Annotated in this window: 13 protein-coding genes and 4 pseudogenes; 7 read left to right on the top strand and 10 right to left on the bottom strand. The window is 69.3% G+C overall.

Annotated elements, in window-relative coordinates; genetic code table 11:
* Window positions 1–2 precede the first annotated feature (2 nt).
* The 3 genes and pseudogenes from AB0D27_RS22550 to AB0D27_RS22560 form a co-directional block, all read right to left on the bottom strand.
* Window positions 3–1,296: pseudogene (locus AB0D27_RS22550) on the bottom strand (transcriptional regulator); the annotation flags it as partial.
* 289 nt (window positions 1,297–1,585) lie between these two features.
* A pseudogene (locus AB0D27_RS22555) lies at window positions 1,586–2,179 on the bottom strand (IS701 family transposase); the annotation flags it as partial.
* Window positions 2,180–2,364: 185 nt separating this feature from the next.
* On the bottom strand, window positions 2,365–2,727 hold the full coding sequence (locus AB0D27_RS22560; protein ID WP_362511540.1) for a nuclear transport factor 2 family protein: 363 nt from the start codon (window positions 2,725–2,727) through the stop codon (window positions 2,365–2,367).
* A 486-nt stretch (window positions 2,728–3,213) separates the two neighbouring features.
* Here AB0D27_RS22560 and AB0D27_RS22565 point away from each other — a divergent pair, with 486 nt between their 5' ends.
* Window positions 3,214–3,426 (top strand): hypothetical protein, encoded by a 213-nt coding sequence (locus tag AB0D27_RS22565; protein ID WP_362511542.1) that lies wholly within the window; start codon window positions 3,214–3,216, stop codon window positions 3,424–3,426.
* A gap of 175 nt (window positions 3,427–3,601) precedes the next feature.
* Window positions 3,602–3,940, top strand: coding sequence for a DUF6233 domain-containing protein (locus tag AB0D27_RS22570; protein ID WP_362511545.1), 339 nt, complete (start codon window positions 3,602–3,604; stop codon window positions 3,938–3,940).
* Here AB0D27_RS22570 and AB0D27_RS22575 read toward each other — a convergent pair.
* Window positions 3,937–4,854, bottom strand: a complete 918-nt coding sequence (locus AB0D27_RS22575; RefSeq protein ID WP_362511548.1) for a Ku protein — start codon at window positions 4,852–4,854, stop codon at window positions 3,937–3,939. The genes AB0D27_RS22570 and AB0D27_RS22575 overlap by 4 nt on opposite strands.
* Before the next feature lie 376 nt (window positions 4,855–5,230).
* On the opposite strand from AB0D27_RS22575, the pseudogene AB0D27_RS22580 reads away from it, so the two are divergent.
* Window positions 5,231–5,542 (top strand): annotated as a pseudogene (locus tag AB0D27_RS22580) (hypothetical protein); the annotation flags it as partial.
* 224 nt (window positions 5,543–5,766) lie between these two features.
* Here the strand turns inward: AB0D27_RS22580 and AB0D27_RS22585 are convergent.
* From AB0D27_RS22585 to AB0D27_RS22605, 5 genes are all read right to left on the bottom strand, one after another.
* Complete coding sequence (locus tag AB0D27_RS22585; protein WP_362511551.1) at window positions 5,767–6,420, bottom strand: class I SAM-dependent methyltransferase; 654 nt, start codon at window positions 6,418–6,420, stop codon at window positions 5,767–5,769.
* 82 nt (window positions 6,421–6,502) lie between these two features.
* Complete coding sequence (locus tag AB0D27_RS22590) at window positions 6,503–7,003, bottom strand: hypothetical protein (protein ID WP_362511554.1); 501 nt, start codon at window positions 7,001–7,003, stop codon at window positions 6,503–6,505.
* 177 nt (window positions 7,004–7,180) lie between these two features.
* Window positions 7,181–7,387, bottom strand: a complete 207-nt coding sequence (locus AB0D27_RS22595; protein WP_362511557.1) for a hypothetical protein — start codon at window positions 7,385–7,387, stop codon at window positions 7,181–7,183.
* Window positions 7,388–7,935: 548 nt separating this feature from the next.
* Complete coding sequence (locus AB0D27_RS22600) at window positions 7,936–8,778, bottom strand: helix-turn-helix transcriptional regulator (protein WP_362511560.1); 843 nt, start codon at window positions 8,776–8,778, stop codon at window positions 7,936–7,938.
* Complete coding sequence (locus tag AB0D27_RS22605) at window positions 8,775–9,278, bottom strand: DUF6879 family protein (protein WP_362511563.1); 504 nt, start codon at window positions 9,276–9,278, stop codon at window positions 8,775–8,777. Before AB0D27_RS22605 ends, AB0D27_RS22600 begins: the two co-directional genes overlap by 4 nt.
* A gap of 502 nt (window positions 9,279–9,780) precedes the next feature.
* Here AB0D27_RS22605 and AB0D27_RS22610 point away from each other — a divergent pair.
* From AB0D27_RS22610 to AB0D27_RS22625, 4 genes and pseudogenes are all read left to right on the top strand, one after another.
* Window positions 9,781–10,026 carry a hypothetical protein gene (locus tag AB0D27_RS22610; RefSeq protein ID WP_362511566.1) on the top strand — a complete coding sequence of 82 codons (246 nt, stop codon included), beginning with the start codon at window positions 9,781–9,783 and terminating at the stop codon, window positions 10,024–10,026.
* Between the two features lie 4 nt (window positions 10,027–10,030).
* Window positions 10,031–10,498 (top strand): replication-relaxation family protein, encoded by a 468-nt coding sequence (locus AB0D27_RS22615; RefSeq protein WP_362511568.1) that lies wholly within the window; start codon window positions 10,031–10,033, stop codon window positions 10,496–10,498.
* 572 nt (window positions 10,499–11,070) lie between these two features.
* Window positions 11,071–11,367, top strand: a complete 297-nt coding sequence (locus AB0D27_RS22620; RefSeq protein WP_362511571.1) for a hypothetical protein — start codon at window positions 11,071–11,073, stop codon at window positions 11,365–11,367.
* Window positions 11,368–11,416: 49 nt separating this feature from the next.
* Window positions 11,417–11,640, top strand: a pseudogene (locus AB0D27_RS22625) (hypothetical protein).
* Window positions 11,641–11,767: 127 nt separating this feature from the next.
* Here AB0D27_RS22625 and AB0D27_RS22630 read toward each other — a convergent pair.
* Window positions 11,768–11,902: an ATP-dependent DNA ligase gene (locus AB0D27_RS22630; RefSeq protein ID WP_362511574.1), complete on the bottom strand. Its 135-nt coding sequence runs from the start codon at window positions 11,900–11,902 to the stop codon at window positions 11,768–11,770.
* Between the last annotated feature and the right edge of the window lie 47 nt (window positions 11,903–11,949).

Here is an 11,949-nt window from a genome sequence, read left to right on the forward strand (position 1 = left end):
CTCTACTCGCCGTCGTCCAGGACGGCGTCGCCGCCCTTGATGTGGCGGGCCGGGTTGAGGCCCTGCTCCATCAGGTCGACCGCCCACAGCATCGACTGGACGCCCTTCCAGCTTCGCCAGGCCCGGGGTGGGTCCGAGGCGGAAGGCGCCGGGCTGCGGTTTGCCGGACTCCGCGTAGGGCAGGAAGTCCAGCGGGCTCGGGATGGGAGCGGGGTAGACGACGCAGTCGGACAGCACTGCCAGCGGGTACAGGCCGGTCATCTTGGCCATGTTGTTGAGCTTGCGGTGCATGTTGACCCGGGCCTTGGAGATGACGGCGGCGCGGATGTCGGGGCGCCAGGTCGGGCGCTGCATGGCCGGCCACGGGTCGCCGTCCTTGTAGCCCTTGCCCTGCGGGTTCTCGAACAGCTTCCCGATGCCGCCCTTCACCGTCGCCTTGATCGCCGACAGCACGGCCGCCATCGCCGGGTCGACGTCCTTGTGCCGCTCCATCGCCGCCAGGAACTCCGCGTCGGTGAGGTCCTTGGTGACACCGAGGTCGGCGAGGGTGTCGACGTACGCGGTCTTGAGCCGGTCGTGCCACGGGTCCAGGTACGCGCCGGTCTCGCGGCGCAGGTACGCCTCGATCGGCTCCACGTTGTAGCCGAGCTCCTGGGCGTAGGCGACGGTGTGCGTCTGGAACCAGGCCGGGCCCGTCGGACGCTCACCGGTCGGCGTGAACGGCGACGGCAGACGCGGGTCCAGCTCCACGTGGGAGAGGTCGACCAGCCAGGAGCCGGGGATCTTCGGGTTGAACTTCGGTGCGTGGAAGTGGTCGGGCTCGGACAGACCGACGACCAGCCGGGCGGCGGCCGCGAGGAAGGCGGTGTTCAGGTCCAGGCCCACCGCGTACGGCAGCGTGCACTCCTCATCGGTGAGCAGGTCCACCGACCGCACCCACTGGTACGCCTCCTCATGCAGGAAGCCGCCCTTCCATCCGGAGTGGTAGATCGCGGGGTGCTCGGGCTGGCCCTCCGGCGGCGCCGGGTCCATCGGCTCCGTACCCAGCGAGCCGGGGTTGGGGCCGGAGATCCAGTTGCCGGTCTCCTCATCGCGCACCGGCCGGGTGGGCGGGCGCAGCGCGGTCATGAGCTCCAGCCCGGACACGGCCGTCGACCCGCGCGGGGTGATGACCCGCTGGGCGTAGACACCGAGGACGCGGGCGACGTCGGCCGGATCCATCTCGGAGACTCCGGGCCAGGCCCGGGAGTCGAGGGCGTCCCACGGCAGGATGGCGAGCTGCACGCACCGCCTCTCGTGTGGGACCGGAAGGCCAAGGGTGGACGGGTGTATATGACCGGCGTCACCGTCGCCGACGGCATCACCCTCGAGGACATCCTCCCCGACCACCGCAATGCCGAGGACCAGGCGCTGTACCACCTGCTCGGCGACGAGCGAGTCCGCGCCGTGCTCCGCAACCTCAAGGCGGAGGACGCCACGGTAGCCGCCTACTGGGCCCAAGGTGCTGGCACGTGGTCAGATGCTGCCCTCGGAGCGGGGTTCCCGGAGGCGTACGGCGAGCGGGTCCGCCGCAAGCTTCATCTCCTTCCAGCGCCGCCCGCAGTGTCGGGTTGCCGCCGTAGATCTCATCCCCGGCGATCCAGGTGGCGTGATGGTCGGCGTCAAGGAACCGCTCGATCATCTGCCGGGCGAGGTCTGGCTTGGTCGCAAACGCCGTCGGCTCGGGGAGGTCCGCGGCCCGGCAGCGATCCGGATCGTTCGTCCAGGAGCGCGGGATGTACAACTGCCGGTCGACGGCCGCATGCCCGCGCCTGCCCGCATAGACGAGGTAGACGGCGACTTGGGAGTTCTCGATGCGCCCGGCGGTGCCGGTGTACTGGCGCTGAACGCCGACGGTATGGAGGCCCTTCTTCACGTCCCCGGTCTCGTCGACCACCAGCATTGCCTGCTCGTCGTGCAGATGCTCCACGACGAAGCTGCAGACGTTATCGCGTACCGCGTCGGCGTCCCAAGAGGCCCGGCACAGCAGATGCTGCATCCCGTGCGGGGTCTTCTCCCCGGCCCACTCCGTGATTGTCCAGCAGTTCTTGCGCGGCAGGTCTGCCAGTAGTCCGAGCACCAACCGCTTGGCCCGGCGCCGGGGTTCGACCCGCGCGAAGCGCCCCGCTATCCGTCCCATCAGGCCCTCGAACGCCTCCCGCCAACGAGCGGGATCTATGCTGTGACCTGCGGCCACCGTCTCATCGTCAGTCCACACAACTCACGATGATCAACGGTGGTCGTGCCCCATTCCGCACCAGCCCCCAGCAAGATCACGGTCTAAGCGGGGGGATACAGGGGTCTATCGCGTGAGCGTGCGGCGCTTCACTGCTGAGGGGCGTCGATGAGGACGTAAACGCTCTTCACGACGCCGTCCTGGACGGTGATGACGTCCCGTCCGGTGGCCACGGGTGCCCCGCCGGCCGGTCCCAGGGTCCAGGAATACGTCGACAGGTCTTGAGCGGTCTGAATGGGGCCGTCCAGTTCGAGCCGCATCCCAGGCATGGCGGCCTGCAGTGCGTCGATGGCCTTCTCGGCCCCCTCATGGCCGTGATACACGGCGTCCGCCTCGGCGACGAGCACATCGTCCGAGTACGTGGAGGCGATCGAACGGCTCCGCTCCTCACCGGCAGGGGAGTTCCAGATAGTCAGGTGCTCGGCGACGATGTGAGCGATGGGCTTGGTCATGTATATCCCTCGATCAGAAACACCCGTTATGAGATGTTTACCACTTTAGTGGCGGATCGGCTGCTGCGGCGGCAATCGAGCGCACGCGTCGGTGGGAACCTGGCGACGGGCCGGGCGGATGCTCGACGGGCCTCCGCCCGGCCCATCTCCGGGTTCCCACCGACTTCGCTGGTCCGACTGGCGCCGCCACCAGGAGCGATCACGCACCAGCCGTCACCGGCAACAGGACAGGCCGCATCCCAGACATGAAGATCACGATCTACAGCTGGAGTATTAGGCGTCTGATCTGGTAGCTCCGTGACGGTTCGCCTGGGCTTGGTTCCCTTCTTGTGGTGAGCGGGGCGGCTCGCCGGTGGCGAGGACGCGGCCCATGTTGTGCCGGGTGGCCGGGTGGCGGTTCTTCGAGCCTTCCTGGCCTTCCGGGGCCTGGTCGTGAGGGTTTCGGTGCGGTGGTGACGGTCGTACGATCCGGTCGTTACACAGGTCATGAAGATCACCTCTTGCACCCTCGCCGTGGCCGCCGCGAGCGGTGCCCTGCTGGCGGCCACCGCGCCGGCGCACGCCACCGACGTTCTCAACCTGGTCAACGCCAAGCGCATCCCGGTCTCCGTCCTCTCGGAAGGCGACACCAGCGCGGACAACATCCAGGTCACCAGTGTCGAGCAGGACTTCAGCCTCATCGACGGCGGCGGCGAGTAGCCACGACGGCGGTCGCGGACTGAGCCCTGGGGTCGCCGCGTGCGGCGACCCCAGGGCGGTTCTGCCACGGCACGCGTGGTTGCTCAGAGCTCGATGGCACACGCTCAACCTTCGGGACACAGGTCATCAGACCCCGTGGCGCTGACCCAGCCTAAACAGCTCTAGAATCGAACGCGTGAACGACTCTCGTCCCCGCCTCGACCTGCTGCGCTTCCTGGAGCGCGTGCAGGAACGAGACCTCGCCCGGACGAGGCGCTGGATCGCGGACGAGGAACGGCGTGAAACCGAGCGGCGGCGCGGCGAGCAAAGACGGCCGCCGGTCCCGGACTGGGTTCTCCAGCTCGGCATCGGCCAGGGCCGCCCGCCGGTCTCCGTGCACACGGGGGACTGCCACATGGCGAAGGGAAGCCGGATCAAGCCGATCACCGAGGACCAGGCACGGCGCGCCCTGTATGAGCACGTGCCGGCCTGCACGCACTGCAACCCGGACACCATCCTCGGGGTGCTGGACTAGGCACTGCGGGGCGGCTTCTTCGCGGCCTTCTTGGCGGTCTTCTTCGCCGCCGTCTTCTTTGCGGGCGCCTTCTTCGCCGTCTTCTTGGCCACCGTCTTCTTCGGCATCTCGTGGACGGTGGCGTCTTCACCGCGGAATGCCTGCGCCTTCGCCACGGATTCCTTGAGGGCGGCCATCAGGTCGACCACCTTCCCCGCCGGTGCCTCCTGCTCGGGCGGCGCAGACAGCTCTTTCCCCTCCCGCTTGGCCTCGATGAGCTTGGCGACCGCTTCGGTGTACTGGTCGGTGAACTCGGGTCCCTCGAGGTCGTCGCGGGACAGCCGCTCGATGAGGTGCTCCGCCTCGGCGATCTCCTCATCGGTGAGCTCCATCGCCTCGGGGGCCAGCTCCGCCGGGTCGCGGATCTCGTCGTCCCACTTCATCGCATGCAGCACGATCACGTCGTCGCGCACCCGCAACATCCCCAGGCGCTCGCGGCCGGACCAGGCGAATTTGGCGACAGCGACCTTGGACGACCGCTCCAATGCCTGGCGCAGCAGCTTGTAGGGCTTCGCCGCGACCTGCCCGTCGGGCTGCAAGTAGTAGCCCTCGCCGATGCGGATCGGGTCGATGCTCTGGACCGGCACGAAGGCCTGGATCTCGATGGCCTTGGCCGTCGGCAGCGGCATCTCCCGCAGTTCCTCGTCGAGGACCGGAATGATCGTGTCCTTGGTCAGTGGGTAGCCCTTCCCGATCTCCGCGTTCGAGACTTCGCGGTCCTCGACCTCGCAGTACTTCCGCACCCGCACCCGGCCCATGTCTTCGAGGTGCACCTGGTGGAAGCGAATGGAGTGATCCTCGGTCGCGCTGACCACGTGAATGGAGATCGTCACCAAGCCGAAGCTGATGGCGCCTGACCAGATGGTTCGTGGCATGGCACACCTCCGCGACGTGCCCCGAGACAGCCAGCCTATGGGCGGCGTATCGGTCCGGCATGCGCAGCAGAGAGGGGTATGCACAGGCCGGCGGGGGTTTCCCGGGTGAACCTCCGTCCGTCGATGTCGTCGGTCTGGGTGGTGGTCTGATCCGGTTCCCCCAGATTGGGAATCGGATGGAGGCGAAGACTTCGAGGGTGGTTGTGGTCGGATAGACGGCCACAATGTTGATCAGGCAGTTTCTTCCTAATCACTGGATCGTTCGTCTGGTGTGTCGATCACTGACGAGCTGGGCTGGGGTCAGTGGCTTCAGTCGGACGGGACACTGCGTGGGAGCGGGCTTCGGCCCCTCCCTCTACTCCTGATCTGCTGTCTCCTGGGTCTTTTGACCAGCTGCACGACTTCGACGCCACGCCCCGACCCGGACGTAGTGATCAAGGCCGCCACTCAGCGTCTCACCGACGCCTGCCTCATCCGGCAAGGTCTTGCACCGCCCCGGCCCGGGCAGAGCACGACGCCGGCCAGCGAGCAGCAGCGGGTCACTGCCGCGCTCTTCGGCACGGATCCGGCCGAGCTGTCCATCGCCCTGCCCACCGGCTATGTCGTACGCGGCCACACCGACGGCTGCCTGGCCGCCGCCCAGCAGCGGCTCTACGGCGACCAGCCCGGCTGGTTCCGGGCGTCGGTCCTGGGTCAAGCTGCACTGCGCCCCGCACGCGCGGGGATGGTCCCCGGCCTGCGCGCTGCCGCGTGCGGCCACTGTCGGACTCTCTCCGCAGAACTGTGCAGGACCTGCGCCCGTCGGCCGCGGCATCTTAAGCCGATGTCCACCGGGCAGATCAGGATGCGCAGAGTGGTCCGGGATGCCCGGGATTCTCCCGGCAGGGGTTCCGGTCTGGCCGGGACCGCGGTTCAGGCACGGGCCGCGACGATCAGCGTCCCGATATGGCCGGGCTTCGGAGCCTCGAGGACTTCCGCCTTGGCGGTGGCGAAACCGGCCCGGGTCAAGAACCGCTCCCACACCTGGGGCCGGTAGCTGTACCGGTAGGCGTACATCGCCTTGCCCGCGAAGCCGCCCTTGTACATGCCCTGCGGGCCGTAGGCGCCGGGGATGGCTGTTGGGTGGGAGAAGACGAACATTCCACCGGGCTGAAGCCGGGCACGGACGAGGGGGAAGAGCCGGCCCGGGTCGGTGAACCAGGCCGCGCCGAAGATGCTGTACACGGCGTCGTAGGTCTCGCCGCCGGCCGCCAGGTACTCGAGGATCTCGCCCTGATGGAAGACGGCTCCAGTCGTCGCCCACTTCTCGCTGGACTTCTTCACCATGACCGGGGACAGATCCACGCCGTGCGCAGTGACGCCCCGCTCGGCCAGGTACGCGAGGGCGCGGCCGGTGCCGCAGCCGAGTTCCAGCACCTTGCGAGAGTCGCCGAGGAGTTCAGGGCCGGGGCCATGGCCGGTGTACTGGGTCCAGCAGAAGGACGGCTCGGCGTCGTCCTTGAACGCGGACTCGGCGTAGGTGTCCCACAGCTCGGTCTCGGCGGCGATGTCGTGCGGTACGGGCACAGCGCGTTCCTTCGGGTCGTCGGGATGCGGGAGCCCCCGCCCTCGGGAGCCGTCAGGGCGGGGGCGACTGTAGCGGGTCGGGTCAGTGGCTGTCGGGGACCTTGTCGTCGCACGGCGAGCAGTCCGTGCCGTCGATGGCCCACAACTCCTGGTCGACCGGCCAGCCCTGGCTCTTCAGGAAGTCGCCGGTGCGCAGGCACAGGCCGTCGCGGCGGCGCTCGATGAACGGGGCGTGGTGCTTGAACCGGCCGCCGTTGTAGAGGCGGCAGATGCCCCACCAGACGGGTGTGTCGAGGATCAATTGGTGGACGCCGATGTCGACGACCTTGCCGACGCCGAGGTGCGTGTCCGGGTTTTCGATGGAGCCCATGACGTACATGACGGCGTTGCCGAGGATCCGTTCGGCCATGTCGCGGACCATCGTGTGATCACGCAGGAGCAGCGCGATCTCGCGGTCCCACAGGCTCAGTTCGGAGTCGAAGATGTTGACGGTCAGCTCCGTGATGTGCGGGGCGACCGCGTTGAGCAGTTCTTGCGGGTCGCGGGTGCGGGTTGTGGCGGAACGCTCTAACGCGACGGTCACGTCTTCCTCCTGTTGCGGTTGTTTGCCTTTGGTGAGGGGCGGTTGAACCCGTCCGCCCTCCAGATGAGCGTGGGGTGCAGAGGGCGGGCGGGCGTTCATCCGGCGGTCCGCCCCGTACGCCGTCGTGAGGGCGGGCCGCCGTTCTCGCTGCCCGACAGGGGAGCCGACAGCGAGAGCTCAGGAGTTCGCGGCGCGGTACGCCTCCCACAACGCCTCGGCGGTGGTGCACCGCGTGGTGTCCACGTCGCACGTCGTGCACTCGCGGCCGTGGTCTATGTATGCGCGGTACGCCCGCTGCACCCGGTCGAAGACGCCTGCACTCGCGACGCGCTGCAGGTGGCCATAGCCGGTGCCCGTATCCACCATGGTGGTCTGCTGTGTCATCCGAAAGCCTCCGCTGGGAGTCGAGGGCCACCGCCCGGGCCGAGCGCGGCGCCGAGCAAGACCGGATCCGTGAGGCGCCCGGATCCTCGGGGCCTTCCACCCACACGCGGCCGCGCACCGAGTACAGGACGGGCGGGCACCTCAAGGTCCAGCCGCGGGGCTGGACAGTGAGGAGACGGACGTCGTCCAACTCGTCGCCGAGCCCGGGCGGGAGGAGCCACCACGCGCGCTCCGCGGTGACGTCCGCGAGGACCGGGCCGAGGCGGTCGGACCCGATGCGCCTGATGGCGGCCATCGACTGCATCAGAGGCGCCTCAGCGGCCCTCCAGTACAGTCCGGTCAGGAAAGGCGCGAGGTCCTCGGCGTCCCAGGCCTGCTGTGTGGAGGCGGGGTCATCGGCGCAGGAGAGGAGCCAATCCTGTCCTGCCTGCCGCAGAGAAGGGGCGGGCTTGGTGGCCATGACCCAGGACCGTAGGCAGTCGAGCTGCACGCGTGCGCGCCGATTGCGCGGGATTGCGCCCGCAGTCAGGGCAGTTGTCGCGGATTGCTCACGCGAGGTTGAACTGAGCCCGCGCCCGCACGATCAGACGGTGCGCCTGGTGGTCGAAGACTGCGGACTCGCGCATCAGATCCCACACCTTGCGGTAGAACGCCACGTCGTCCGCGGCGTCGAGCCACAGCTCCGCGTTCCACGTGTCGGCGATGACGAGCCGCTCGTCGATGATCCAGAACCCGTGCTTCGGGGAGAACGGCGTACGCGCACCGAACGGGATCACGCCGAGGGTGACCGTGTCGAGGCCGATCAGCGAGCCGAGCCTGTCGAGCTGCGCCGCCATGGCCTCCGGGGCACAGCGCACGACGTGCAGAGCGCCCTCCCAAATGAGGGCGTGGAAGTGGTGACCCGGCTCGTACAGCGCCTCTTGGCGCTTCATGCGGGCCCGCACCCCTTCCTCGATGTCGCGGGGCGTACCGAGCCGCGTGGACACGTCGGTGAGGACACCGCGCGCGTACTCCGGGGTCTGGAAGACACCCGGGATGATGCCGGACTCGAAGAGGTGGATCGTCTCGGCTTGCGCCTCCTGGACGACGTGGCCCTCCTGCACGGCGCGGTGGCCGGCCGCGAGCTGCCGCTTCCAACTCCGGTACGCCATCTCGAGTCCGCGCAGGCTGCGCTTCAACTCCTCGACGACGTCTGACTGTCCGGCTCCGTGTGCCCACGCCTCGACGTCGGCCTCGGTCGCGGTCTGCTTGCCGTTCTCCAGGCGGCTGACCTTGGAGCGCTGCCAGCCGAGGCGTTCGGCGAACTCCTTGCCGTTGAGCCCGGCCTCGGTGCGCAGCTCACGCAGCCGCGCACCGAGAGCTTCACGGGCCTGCTGGTAGTCGGTGCTCACACAGTCGAAGCTACCTGCGCCACGAACTCCTCGCGCCGGATCGCGAAGTGCCAGGCGGCATCCCGGATCTGGCAGAACCGCACGATGCGCTCGGGATCCTCGACGAGCTCGGCGCCGAGGTACTCGTCGGCGTCGTCGAAGTGAAGGACCAGGGCGCGGCGGGAGTCAAACAGCCAGAAGTCCTCAGCGAGCAGGCCGGCCTTCTCCGCGTCCGTACGCCACAGGTTGCGGATGTCCTCGCCCGCCGCGTTGTTGACGGCCGCTGCCGCGAGGAGGAAGCGCTGTTCCCAGGTGGGCGGGGCGTCGACGATCCGTACGCGCTCGATGCGCTTGCCCTGCGCGGTCTGCGCCCGAACGTTGACGCACCATGGGCGCTTCGAGTCATCGGGCACGTCACCGGTCTCGAGGTATCGGCGGTACTTCTCGCCTGCCCGGTCCGAGCCGTAGCCGCGGCGGGACTCCAGCCGCCACGCCGTGTGCTCGAACTCTTGATGTTTCACAAGGGTGCGCCCGCCCGGTCACCTCACGGTGCAAGCCCGGACCTGTGGACAGAGACCAGCGGCGCGACGGGGCACCGACCGTGGCGTCCGTCACGGACAAACCCGACCGGTCGACCATCAGTCCAGGTCAAAACGGACACCATGCGAGCCAGAGAGCAGGACGCGGACAAGGGGTGCTTTCTCACGGTGGCTTCGGCCCGTACGCCTTGCGTGTGCGGGCCGGACCTGTCACCGATCCGGCCGCGTACGGCCGGAGAATCCCGAGGACGCGATGACCACCGCACCCCTCCCGCCGACCCCGCCGACCGGGTCGGACGGCGCTGCGACAGCGAGCCCCGCAACGAGCCCTGTAGTAAGCCACGCTCCCAGCCCCGCAGCTCCGAGCCGCCGTCTGGCGGTTGTCGCTGATCAGGCCCCCTCTTCGCCCGCGTGGGCCGGTTGCAACTCCCCTTCTCCCAGCACTGATGTGCCTGGAGAAGCGTCCCGGGCCCGGAAGGCGGCGGTGACGAAGGCCGGCGCGGACATCCGCGGCGAGGTCCTGCTCACCCTCGCCCAGTTGCGTCTGGCCACCCCCCGCCAGCTCAAGGCACTGCTGCTGCCGCACCAGCAGGACACCGACTACGTCCGTCGCGCGCTGCGCAACCTGCTCGACGAATCCCCGGCCCTGGTCGGCCGGACCCACCGCGCCCAGCAGAGCTACTGGTACTGCACCCCCGGCGGGCCTCGCCGAAGCCGCCTCCTCCGGTGAGCTCGTGCCGAGGGCCGGCCGAACGACAGGTAAGCGCGCGGCCAGCAAGACGGGCCTGCGGGAGCACGGCCTCGCCCTGGTCGACACCGTCGTCGCCTTCCACGAGTCGGAGGCGGCCGACTGCGCCGACTGGCAGGTGGAAGTCGCCCACCCCACCCCGGCCGGGAACCTGGTGCCCGACGGCGTGGTGCTCCTGAACAACGGCTCCAGCGCGTTCGTGGAGATCGACCGCACGATGTCCTACGCCCGCCTGGTCGCCAAGCTGGAGCGCTACGACGCCTACCGCAACGCGCCGCCGTCCGGGCGAGGCAACGGCGCCCGGGCCCCGCGCAGCCACTGGCAGGAGACCTACGCCGGGCCGTCCCTGGCCCGGCCCTTCCCGCCGCTGCTGTTCGTCTTCGCCCCGGCCCCGCGCCGCGCGGCCCCGGCCACCAGGGAAGCGGGCTTCCAGGAGCGCGCCCGCCGCGTCTAGGGCGTGAACTACCGGCTCACCGTGGCGACCAGACCCTGGCGCAGCTGACCCGGCAGGGGCCCGATCAGCCGGTGTGGCGGGTCGTCGGCCGCGGCGAGGGCCGCCTCGCCCTGGACGCGCTGCCGAAGGCACGGTGAACACCTGTTTCTGAGGACATGCCAAGCTCGCCTGTGCGCCCTCGCCCCACGCCCTTGCGCTGGGACAGGATCGGTAGTTGACAAGGCGTCTGTTTCAGAAGGAGCACAGCGTGTCGATCACGAAGAGGGCTGCTGTGCTGATGGCCGCCGCGGGCATCGTTCTTGCCACAGGTACCGGGGCGTTCGCCGACGGCGGCGGTGGGTACCCCGGGTACCGCGGCGGTTTGATTGACGCCGATGTCAACGCCAATGTCCTCGGTCTCCTCGACCTCGGCCTGGACCTCAACGTCGGTGCGGGCGGCACTACGGCCACTACGGCGAGCCCATCTACAACATCCCCCCCTCCTCCTACTGAGCACCGCGGGCCCGGCTTCCACCCGGGCCGGGCCCGCCGCCCGCGCCCCCGTTGTCGGTGGCGGCTGGAACGCTGGTCGGATGAACGGAGACGAGCAGCTGCTTCGAGGCCGGGTCTACGGCCACGACCACGACGCCCCCGACCCCGGCCCGCTGCCGCACCAGACGTACGCCGCGCTCATCGGCGGGCCGCTGGACGGACTGTTGCTGGACATCACGGGCTGGCGGCCGGAGGAAGTCGACGACGGCGCCGCCCTGTCCACTGAGCTGTCGCGGTGGCCCGGCGGCCGCGCCCTGTACGACCCGCGCCCCGGCGAACCCCGCATCCCGGGCCCGGGTGTGATGTGCCGCTTCTACTACTCTGGGGACAGCCCCTGACCGTCGCAGTGGGCCCGCCGTGCGGGCCTGGCAGGGGCACGCTGGAGGCGTGAGTAGCGCGCCGATCGTCGTACAGCCGTCCTCCCGCACGGGGGGCCGGAGGGTCACCGTGCACTCCCAGGGTCGGGACGAGATTCTCGGCACCGCCTACAGCGATCACGATCTGGTGGTGTTCCTCGAGGGCGCGGGCATCCAGGATCCCGACAGCATGCTGGACGACGACCGGTGGATCGAGTGCGCGGCGGCCGCGCACACCAGTGGAGCGCGGCCTGAACGGTCCTCTCTTGCCGGGACGCTGCATACGAGGCGTGGTGGTCGCGCCGGACCAATGAGCTCCCCGACCCCGACCACACCACTGAACGGCACGCCGCGGGCCCGTGGACCATGGGGACAGCGCGGGTCAAGTGCTGAAGCGGGCGACGTCGCTGGGGGAGAGGTCGGGTCGGGCGCGGTACCAGCGGGCAGGGTGGCGCCAGCGCCCGGCACTGTCCTGGGCGACGTCGGCGCCGACTTCCACCACCAGCTTGGGTCGCACGAGGGCGACAGTCAACGTCTCCCTCGTGCCCCACCCGGCGGAGAACC

Origin of the sequence: Streptomyces sp. NPDC048415 (genome assembly GCF_040651675.1) — a bacterium.
In the GTDB taxonomy this organism is placed as follows: Bacteria; Actinomycetota; Actinomycetes; order Streptomycetales; family Streptomycetaceae; genus Streptomyces.